Origin of the sequence: Terriglobus sp. YAF25, from assembly GCF_052113305.1 — a bacterium.
In the GTDB taxonomy this organism is placed as follows: domain Bacteria; phylum Acidobacteriota; class Terriglobia; order Terriglobales; family Acidobacteriaceae; genus Terriglobus.
Genome location: NZ_JBFRCY010000387.1, coordinates 1 through 10,356, shown reverse-complemented (window position 1 = coordinate 10,356; position 10,356 = coordinate 1). Strand labels below are relative to the sequence as shown.

The window sequence follows — 10,356 nt, the reverse complement described above, 5'->3', positions numbered from 1 at the left end:
GGAAAGAGCAAACTGAGACGCCATGTAGTAGTAGTAATTCAGGAAGCCCTGATCGTAATACCCCATGGCACGACGCCCCGTGAAGTCGGTGAAGGTTCCCGCACATCCTTTGCCAGCGGCCTGGCAATTCTTCGCATAGTTTTCGTTGGTATGCACGAAACCATCCATCAGGATGGACCTGCCAGTCGTGAAATCGTATCGGCTGACATCGCCATAGCTTTCCAGCCATGAGGATGTCTCGTCTTCGACACAGCTACTGGTCAGTTTGAACAACGAGTAGGCTGTTCCCTCATCGCTCTTATTGCTTATCTTGGCTAGTTTGTCGTCGATGCCGTCGACGTCATAAGTTTTGCCATCGTCACCGACATTCAAGTTGTTCGTCAGGCGATACGGGTTCAACATACCGAAGTACTGGTCGAAGCTGTGGTTCTCCTGCAGCATAAAGATGACATGGCGGATGGATTGCAAATCCGCTGTCACCGTTACCTTCGCAGTAGCAGTTGCATTGCCTCCGCTTGCACCAGTGGCTGTCGCGGTGTAGGTCGTAGTTGCAGTTGGCGTCACATTCTGGGTTCCACCAGTAGCCGACAGCGTATAGCTGCTGCCGTCTGTCCCCGTAATCACTACCTTCGTCGAGTTCGTCGCAGTCGCGGTGAGGGTCGAAGATCCACCGGGTGAGATGGAAGTCGGATTGGCGCTCAGGGTGACCGTTGCCGGGTTGGCCGTCACTGTCACCGTCGCAGTGGCGGTAGCAGTACCGCCGTTGGTGCCCGTAGCGGTGGCCGTATAGGTTGTGGTTGCGGACGGTGTCACAGTCTGAGTTCCGCCCGTCGCCGACAGCGTATAGCTGCTGCCATCTGTCCCTGTAATCACCACCTTCGTCGAATTCGTCGCAGTCGCGGTGAGGACTGAAGATCCACCGGGKGAGATSGAAGYCGGATTGGCACTCAGGGTGACTGTCGCSGSRTTGGCCGTCACTGTCACCGTCGCGGTGGCWGTTGCYGTGCCGMCGGTAGCGCCTGTGGCGGTCGCCGTATAGGTRGTYGTCGCAGARGGCGTCACGCTCTGGGTCCCGCCYGTYGCYGRWARCGTRTAGCGGCTGCCRTCYGTTCCTGTGATRACAACCTGSGTCGCGTTCGTCGCGGTCGCGGTAAGTATCGAAGATCCGCCAGACGAGACCGAGGTAGGATTAGCACCCAGGGTGACTGTGGGCGGGTTGGCCGCTCCACCTACCGTTACGGTCGCGGTAGCGGTAGCGCTTGCCCCTCCGAGCCCCGTAGCGGTAGCTGTATATGTGGTTGTTGCAGATGGAGATACGCTCTGGGTCCCGCCCAGGGGCGACAGCGTATAGCTACTACCGTCACTTCCTGTGACGGAGATATGCGTAGCGTTCGTTGCGGTTACGGTCAGGACGGCCGAACCTTCAGAAGAGATCGAAGTAGGATTGGCATTCAAGGTGACCAGGACAATCGGGTTACCTGACATGCCGGAACCGCATCCGCTCAATATCAATAGCAGGAACAGGAAAACAATCCACTTCGCCTTTACTAAGGCACGCCAGTTGAGGACAGCACCAGCGGCCGGCTCTTCCCGGGCAGCATATCCACCGCTGAAAATGTGCTGCACAGGCATTCCGCCGACGTGTCGAGTCCACACGCTCCATGGACGGAAACGCCTTGCCAATCCTCTGGCATCCACAATCCGCTTGAGCTTGTGCAGCTCAAACCAGCGAAGATAGGTGCGGGCGACATTCGCCATCGCCATCTGGACGCCGGCCTGGTAGTTGTGCYCTGACATCTCCAACTGGAGCTGAGGAGATTCAAGAACACTGACGATCTTCTTGGCAAAATCCGCGGCATCGCCGGTTTTGTAAAACAGGATTGCCATGTCATCGTCTGTCCCCATGCATCGAAAGTCTGGGATATCCGAGCAGACAATCGGGAGGCCATACTCACAAGCCTGATGTGCCGGACCACTGGACCCCGTCGAAGAGTCATAGGGCATCACCAGAAGAGAGCTGGTACGAAACAGCTCTGGAACATCCTTTTGAGGGATATAGCCGAGGAAATCAACCGGAAGGTGGGGCGGCAGCGAGGCGCGCACAGACTCCCAATAGCCGGCGGCGGCGGGATGATTTCCACCGGCCACGATCAGCCGCGCATTGGGAATCTTCTCAAGTACCGCGGGAAACGCCTCCATCAGCCTCTCGAGCCTCTTGTAGGTTCCCCAGTTCCCGAAGGCAAGAATGCGATGTTCCGGGTTTCCACGTCGGCTTAAATCGGGCCCCTCTGAGATGGTGGTGAAGGTGCCATGCGTACCGATCATGATGTTTCGAGCGGCATACTTGCTTTCGAGTGTCTTTCGGTAATCCGATAGCAGAACCGTAACCCAGTTCGCCTTCAACAGAACACGTGTTGCTACATACGTTCCGGTGCGCAGCAGCTTTTCCCGTTGCAGGCTTGCAGTAGAAGCACTCTTGAAGTCGACGTGTTCAATGATGTGATGGAGCGTAATGTGGGTGTAGAATCCGGCTGCCCGGGTAAGAGCCGGGGCGAACAGCCCTAGAAATGCAGCGACTGGATTCTTCGGCGTTCCGAAGCTCGAGAACACCAGGTTGAACCAGACCACATCTGGTCTCCATTCGTGAATTGCTTTAAGAAGCCTTGCGGGGTTCGCCAGGCTGTCGACCTTCCAGCAGCGCACGATCTTTACGCCTGGAAGACCTGGCACCTCTTCTGAAGAGAGGGTTTTTCCATGAGCATCTGTGACGAACTTGTACTCTTCAATTTCATCCGCGAGAACGATCAGCTCTACACCTTCATGACGCTGAATCTCTCTCGCGATATGGTAGGAATATTCGTTCAACGGCCCCTTGCTTGGAGGAAACGCCGCGACTAGGCAGATTCGAATCATGGTACTTAGAAGAGCCGAAATGAGTAATTGGATGTATTGCTTAAGGTCATTTTTTTACAGATGAATGTCCGAAAGTGCCCGTCAATCCTGCAAACTTAAGTAACCGCCGCCTCATTCGGTCAAAGTGTTTGCAGAATGAAAACAGCTTCCACTTATAAGAACTGATCGCCTAGAAGATGGTCAGGCTGAAAAACGGAACCAGCTTCTGGCTCGGACCCTGGGTAAAGTTGGGAAAGTTCTGTGTGCGAACACCTGCCGCCAAACGGATGGGATACTTCAGGCGCACTGCCCCTGTGCTCTCATTGAAGTTGCGTTCGAGCGGCCGAACGTAGGAAACCGTAAACGAGTTCTGGATCATGTCATAGACATGAAACCCACGTGTCAGCTCATAGGAGCTGGATGCCTGCATCTCCCAGCGAGTAGTCGGGGAATAACGAATGGAAGCAGCGGGCCGAAGAGCCTGCGAGATGGCCGAATGGATAGGCGAGTACGGCTGGCTCCGCCACGAACGAAGATCTTCGGCAATCGCTTCCGCGCTAAAACGCGACGAGAAGCGTCGGCTGAGACCGATGTACGTCGATGTGTAGAAGTTTCGGCTGTTTCCTAATTGGGAAGAGTCGAACCGCTGGTCGGTCGTCTTCCAACCGGTAATCAATGCGGTCTTGCCCCATGGCATACCAACCCGAAAATTGATCGCGCCCGAGAGGAGACGCTCGGTGATCGGCGTATCGGTAAACGAGCCAAATTCGGCCGAGAAGAAGCCATCCGCGGAGAGTGCATTGAAGAACGAACTCGTGCTCGCATACGTAAAGACGCGGAAGAGGTTCTGGTTCATCTGAACCGGAGAGCGCGTATCGCGGCGAACGGTTCCCTGTATGCCGCTATTGAGCGAGACGACGTTCGAACCCAGGTGCAGTGTAGGATCAATTCCGAAATTGAGAGCGTAGTCAGTCGTGTTGCGCTGCACGACGGAGCGTGTCGCAGGGACAGAGATGGTGCCCTGTGCGTTTCGGACCTGGAAGAATCCACTCGTCGTCGGCAGCGATGCCAGGTGCAGATTGAAGGAGTTGAGCAGGTTGGTCTCCACCGAAGACCTTGGCGGCGGCAGGTTCGCGACATCGGACGAGCTCACCGGACCCGCAGGGCTATTCAACTTCGAATCGAGAACATACACGGTGCTGTCTTCGAAGATGGGCTGCACCACAAGGTTCGAGAGCAGGCTGATCTTGGGATTTACCCGGTAGCCCTCCGTCCCCCCAGCCTCAAGAAGGCGCTGCTCCGCTGTGGGATCTTCGCCGGCATCAGAAGCTGCTGCGGCAAAGGACGAGAGCGTCTCCGCGCTCCGATGTTCCTGCTGGTACAGCGACGCTTGCGCCAGAAGGTATTGATAGTCCACTTCACTGTCTTCCACCTGCTTGACAGCAGCGAGTTCGGCGGCGGCGCGGCGCGTCTCTCCCAGTGCCAGATAGCTATTGGCGAGAGTGATGCGCACAGAGGTGTCTGGCGCACCTGCGGCCTTGGCGCGTTCGAGGTACGTCTCAGAGAGCTCGTACTCATGCAATTGCTGGAGCACGCTTGCCATGGCGATATATTGTTCGCCGCTGGGAGGATCGGCGTCCTTCGCATCGACTTCCATCTGTGCCAAAGCGATCTGACGCTCCGCGTCCTCAGTCCGCCCTTGTTTCGCCATATTCTTGGCGACGGCCAGACGTACACCCACGCGGTCTTTCGCATGCAACCCGAGCGCCTTGCTGAAACGATTCATCGCCGCGTCCTGCTGCCCCAGCAGACCCAAAGCCTCTCCCGTAGATACATAGATGTCGGCAAGCGCGTCCTGTGCGTCTGAGTCGTCTGCATTCGTCTTGTCCGGCGAGGCTGGCGCCACAGCATACTGCTCGGCCAGATCGACGTCACGCATTGCTTCGTCGTGATTGTGCAGCTCTGCGTTGGCCCGGGCCATGACGGCGTAGAGAGAGGCGTCTTTCGGCAGGTGCTCCCGTGCGTTTTGCAGCTCTTCCAGAGCTTCGCGATAACGACGTTGCGCCATCAGGATATTGGCCAGCCCCAGGTTCAGCGAACCATCATCCGGATCGAACTGGAGAGCCGCCCGGTACTCCTGTGTAGATTTGGTAAGCGCTCCCTGCCGGCCATACGCCGTTGCCCGCACGACGTGGATCATCTTTGAATCGCCCGCGATCGCTTCAGCGAGTTGTGTCTGCTCGATTGCAGCCTTCGGATGACCGAGATTCAACTCCGCGAATGCCAGGCCCATATGCGTATCCGCATCATCAGGCTTGATTTTGAGTGCTGCTTCAAAATCGGCAGCGGCCAGTGCCGGCTTACGTAGATCGTTATAGACAAATCCCCTGTTTGTATAGGCTGTCGCCACCTTCGGATCCCGCTTCAGCGATTCGGTGAAGCTCTTCACCGCCTCCTCGCGCTGACCATTGTGCTTGTAGACATACCCGGCCAAAAGCGGGACATCAGCATCCTTGGGGAGCACATCCAGGTTGTTTGTCGTAAGAGTCTGCAATTCGTCGAAGAGCTGCAGATGAAGCAGATCGTATCCGAGGTAGACAATGACCTCGCGATCACGAGGGACCATCTTGATGGCTTGATGGCCGAGGTCCGCGGACCGACGGTAATCTCCCATGAAGTTGAAGTACCGCTCCTCTTCCCGCAACACCTGAGGCACGCCCAGAGACGTAAGGGCAAAACGGTTACGAGGATCGAGCTTGAGAACCTGCTGGAACACCGCGATCGCTTCGGAGGTGCGGCCGAGTTTCATCAGCACGTCTCCATTGAGCTGAAGACTATTGGGATCGTTCGGGGTGAGCGCGAGAGACTCCTTCATGTCACTCAGAGCCGCCTCGTACTCGCCGGACTCGGAGTGAATCACGGCTCGCAGACGAAGAAACGCGGCACGATCGGATCCGCGCTCATCCAGACTGCCAATCAACTTTTGCGCACTTGCCAGTTCCTGGCGAGCCTGGTCAGGCTGGTTGAGGTTCTTGTAGAGCGGAATGAGATCCATGTGGAGCTGGATGCCGTACAACGGGCCTTCGATCGGGGTAGGTGGCAGGGCCGCGATCGCAGCGCTGAACTCATGGGCCGCATCTTCATCRCGATCCTGGATCTGTGCGATCTGGCCGCGAATCGCGTGCAGGCGATAGTAGTTTGCATCAAGCCTGGACGCACGCTGCAGGAATTCTTCTGCGCGATCAAAAGATGCAATGCCCACCTGTGCCTGTGCGGCGGATAACTGCAGAGTGAGATCACGCGGCATGGCGTCCGCGGCCTGGGCGTAGGTCCGCGCCGACTCTTCCGGGCGTCCCGCGAGGCCATACGTAAACGCTAACTCGGCCACCACATCGGGCTTCGGATTGCGGATTCCGAGAAGCGACGAGACAGCTTTGTCGTAGTCACCAGTATCACGATAAAAGGCGGCAAACGCCCGCTGCACGTCAGGGTTGTTCGGGGCCCGGCCCTTTGCCAGTTCCAGATAATGGGCAGCCTGGTCCATCTGCTTCAGATGCTGGGACGCAATCGCGAGCAGGAGCTCTGTCTGCGCCGCGGGCTCCAGATGCTCGGCCTTCTCAAGCCAGATCTTTGCCTCCTGGTAATTTGCTGTCCGAATGTACAGATCACCGAGAATTAGAAGCTCGTTTTTGCGCTGAGGCGCCGCGGCCACGACCTGCTTCAGCAGGCGCTCAGCCTCCCCCGTACGCCCGGAGGCGAGATAGGTCTGCGCCATTCCGGACATTCCATCAATGGAAGACGGATTCAAGCGCAGACTATGTTGATAGGCTTTCAAGGGAGGGGGCTCCAAGGCTAGCGAATTTGCACGTTCGGATGCTGATGGAGGCATTGCAAGTTGTCCGGGCTCCTAAGTCAGAGGACAGCGAACTTACATATTTGAAGGAGTTTTCGAGTGAGCAACTAAGARCAGAAGAGAGCGCATCTCAAGGAAACACAAGAGGGAAGACCCTTGCAAAATCCTGCTTCTGCGTATCCATCTGCACGACCGATTCCCATGAGCTTCATTCTCATGGTCGCTGTAGCCGTTCATCTGCCGTTGCTGCTGATGCAGCTGCCGCTGAAGTCGTACGACACCAACTTCCACATTTTCTTTGCCTCGCACTACGCACAACACTGGTTCGACCCTTGGAACCCCAAGTGGTTTGCCGGTTTCTCCCAGACCACGTACCCGCCTCTGCCACAGCAGTGGACCGCGATCCTTTCGTGGGTCCTGGGACTGAACCTGGCGTATATGGCCGTGCAGTTCGTTGGAATCCTGCTGCTGGTTGTAGGGGTATACCGCTTCGCGGAGCTCTGGGTTTCCCCACGCGCTGCATCATACGCCGCGCTTGCATCCGTCTTCATCGCCGCCGAAGGCTTTCTTGTCTATTCGGCAGGCCAGCTCAGTACTACCGTCGCCGCTCCCATTTACCTGAACGCACTTCCCTTTCTCTTCCAATGGCTTCGCCACGGAAGCTGGCGATCTTTTTTGAAAGCATTTGTGCTGCTGGTAACCGCGGCGGCCGCCCATCACGTCACGCTCATCTTCGGCTCGGTGCTATTTGCGCTGCCGGTCATCGCGCTCGCATGGATGGATGGCCGCGACAGCGAGGACTCAGATAAGGTCTCCATGCCAGCCCTGGTGGTCCGCGTTGTCTCGATCGCCGTTGCCGCTGGAGCGGCGATTGCGGCTGTACTACTCCCCTTCTGGATCGGATTGATCCGCTATCCCGTAACCCAGACCCCCATTGCCCACGCCAGCCGCGCCAACTTTCTGCTGAGCCCAGAAGCGGGAATAAACTACTTCGTCGTCCCCTATGGCGCCCTGATTCTGGCCCTGCCTTTCATCGTGATTCGCGGCAGTTCCATCCGCCGGCTCCGGCCGCTGCTGATCGGTTTCTGGGCGACGTTCCTGCTTGGCCTCGGTGGAACCACTCCTGTAGCTCCGGTCCTGCTGGGCCGCTCCTTCAACGTCTTGACCTTCGAGCGGTTCAGCTACTGGGCGACCTTGCTCTGCCTGCCTATCCTTGGCCAGGTGATCGTGGAGGCTGTTGACCGGTTTCGGCTGAAGGCGCTAATCCCGATTGCATCGCTTGCAGCAGCCACATGCGCGTTGGCAGTGGCGTGGTCGACATACAAGCCGGCCGATGCATCCAATCTCAACGTTGATTCTGTCGCGTTGTGGCTCAACCGAGACGGGCATGACCACTACCGCTACATCACGCTGGGGTTTGGGAACAAGCTGTCACGCCTGGCAATGCAGACAAACGCCAATAGCGTCGATGGAGAATCCAATTCGGCCCGTATGTTGCCGGAGCTTACCCAGTTTGGCGGTGCAGCCCTTACCAGTTCCAAGTACTTTGCCAAGCCTGGCCTGGATTCGCTGAGGGCCATGCTCAACCATGCCGACCGGTACGGGCTGAAGTTCATCATCGTCCGCGATCCCTATTACGATCCGCTGCTCTACTTCGCCGGTTGGCGCCAGGTAGATTCTCTTGACGACAAGACAATCACCATCTGGAGCAAGGACGGAGTGCCCCCCGCGCTTCCGATGAATGCCGCGGAGATGCCGACCCACTTCCAGGGTCTTATCTGGGGGACGCTACCAGTCGGCTTCAGCCTTCTTGCCATGCTTGTCGTTCTACTTCCGGAAAAGCGGTTGCGTCCGGAGCATGTTACAGATGCCGCCTATACGCGGGAACATCTCGTCTCTGGAGGAATGGTGTCGTGAGCCAAGGAAGACTTCTCGCTACCGCGATTGCCGTCACGACCGGCCTGCTGGTCACCGCAGGCACCTTGTGGCCCTCCGCCRTCGCTGCTTCCTATGGTGGAGGCAAGACGGAAGGCATACTCAGCTCCACCTCAACTCCGGAGGCGGCAGTGAATGACCTTACCGCGCAGCTCAAGCTGCACGCGCTGGCCAAGGCGTATTCAAGCCTGGCCAATAAGGCCGAGTTCAGCGAAGCCGACTTCGAGCGCGACCTGCTTGGTACCGGGCTAAGCCTCCGCACCTATGCAACGCTCGACAGCGTCGAAGTGCGCCCCCTCCATCAATCCGCAACTGACGCCGACCTGACGATGAAGATGCATTGGTCCTCAGTCGTGGGCAACTTCGATGACGCACGCGACGTTCATGCCGTCAAAGTAGGTAACCGCTGGGCGCTCAACTGGCCGTTGAAGCACGAGTCACCTGTACCGCCGCAGGTGATTCCAGTCAACTACCTGCGCTGGGACGTCATCTATCGCGGCGCGGGCGACGACTGGGGGAGCCAGGACGTGGAAGCACCCCATGTTCGCATCGTCGACATGCATCCCCTGAGCCGCGCTGAAGGTGTCGTGGTGATGGGTGAGTTGCTGAACGAGGACGTTGTACCCGCCTTCGTCTCGGTAAAAGCCACACTCGTAACCAAGGCAGGAGAGACGCTGGACAGCGAAGGCTCCTTCGACATGATCTCGCATACCCTGCTGCCGAAACAGGTCACGCCATTCATCATCCATTTCCCGGGAACCGACCTTTCCAAGATCTCCACCATCCGCATGGAACCGACTTCCGTACTGGTGGCCGCATCGGCCGACCCGGTGGTCGAGATTGAAAACCAGCAGTACCAGGAAGGTTCCGGCGCTGCTGTCACGGGTCAGCTCACAAACCAGAGCGGACATACGGTCAATGTCTCCCATGTGTTGACGACGTTTTATGACGCCAACGGTCAGGTGCTCTGGGTCGGCGGGCAGTATATCGATCGCGCCCTGCAGCCGCAGACTCCCGTGGATTTCCGCGTTCCCGTGCCTCAGGACCTCGCCGGAAAGGTGAAGAGTGAGCGCACCGTGGTCTCTACCTATATTCAGGGGAATTCCTAGTGAAACCGCGAGCATTGCTTTTACTGACTCTCGCTCTGCCGATATCGGAGATGGCTGCTCAGGAGATGCAGGTCCCGAGTACGGTGACGGCCGGAAGCGCCTTCACCGTCACCACGGCCGGCAGCGGAAAGGCTGCCTTGTACATAGTCGGCCCAGGACAGGCGCTTCGCCGGGATCTTCAACTTGGAGAGCGTGTCTCGTTTGCCACAGGGGAGCTATACAGCGCCGGACACTATACGGCGGTACTGGCAACCGAGTCTTCGGCGAAAAACGCAGAATTCGATGTGTTGCCCGCTGCGCAGCCGGGTTCCCTGGGCTTTCTGGCGCGGCCTTCCCGTTTGCCGGTCAATGTGGCCAATGGCATCAGCGGCTCCATGTATGTCTTCGACTCGTATCGAAACCTGATCACCAACCCAATGCCTGCAACACTTGAGCTATCCATCGCCGGTGGGGCGACCCTAACGCGTACGGTAACAACGCGCAACGGGTTGGCGTGGGCGACGATGAACTCAGCCACCAAAGAGGGTTCAGCGCGATTTACGGCGCGCGTTGGAGATATCTCAAATA

Annotated in this window: 4 protein-coding genes and 1 pseudogene; 3 read left to right on the top strand and 2 right to left on the bottom strand. The window is 57.7% G+C overall.

What is annotated here, in order from left to right; translation table 11 throughout:
* The coding region (locus AB4043_RS16155) for a glycosyltransferase (protein WP_442307515.1) at nucleotides 1-2,865 on the bottom strand (2,865 nt) is incomplete at its 3' end.
* Between the two features lie 217 nt (nucleotides 2,866-3,082).
* Nucleotides 3,083-6,667 (bottom strand): tetratricopeptide repeat protein, encoded by a 3,585-nt coding sequence (locus AB4043_RS16150; RefSeq protein WP_442307514.1) that lies wholly within the window; start codon nucleotides 6,665-6,667, stop codon nucleotides 3,083-3,085.
* Between the two features lie 279 nt (nucleotides 6,668-6,946).
* On the opposite strand from AB4043_RS16150, the gene AB4043_RS16145 reads away from it, so the two are divergent.
* The 3 genes and pseudogenes from AB4043_RS16145 to AB4043_RS16135 form a co-directional block, all read left to right on the top strand.
* Entirely contained in the window at nucleotides 6,947-8,662 is a 1,716-nt protein-coding gene (locus AB4043_RS16145) for a hypothetical protein (RefSeq protein ID WP_442301202.1), read from the top strand.
* A complete protein-coding gene (locus tag AB4043_RS16140; protein ID WP_442307513.1) occupies nucleotides 8,659-9,789 on the top strand; it encodes an FxLYD domain-containing protein in 1,131 nt (376 codons plus the stop codon). The genes AB4043_RS16145 and AB4043_RS16140 overlap by 4 nt, the downstream gene beginning before the upstream one ends.
* A pseudogene (locus tag AB4043_RS16135) lies at nucleotides 9,789-10,356 on the top strand (hypothetical protein); the annotation flags it as partial. The gene AB4043_RS16140 and the pseudogene AB4043_RS16135, both read left to right, overlap by 1 nt.

Excerpts from the sequence above, each read along its gene's own strand:
- AB4043_RS16145 (WP_442301202.1), top strand. The coding sequence starts at position 6,947 with ATGAGCTTCATTCTCATGGTCGCTGTAGCCGTTCATCTGCCGTTGCTG.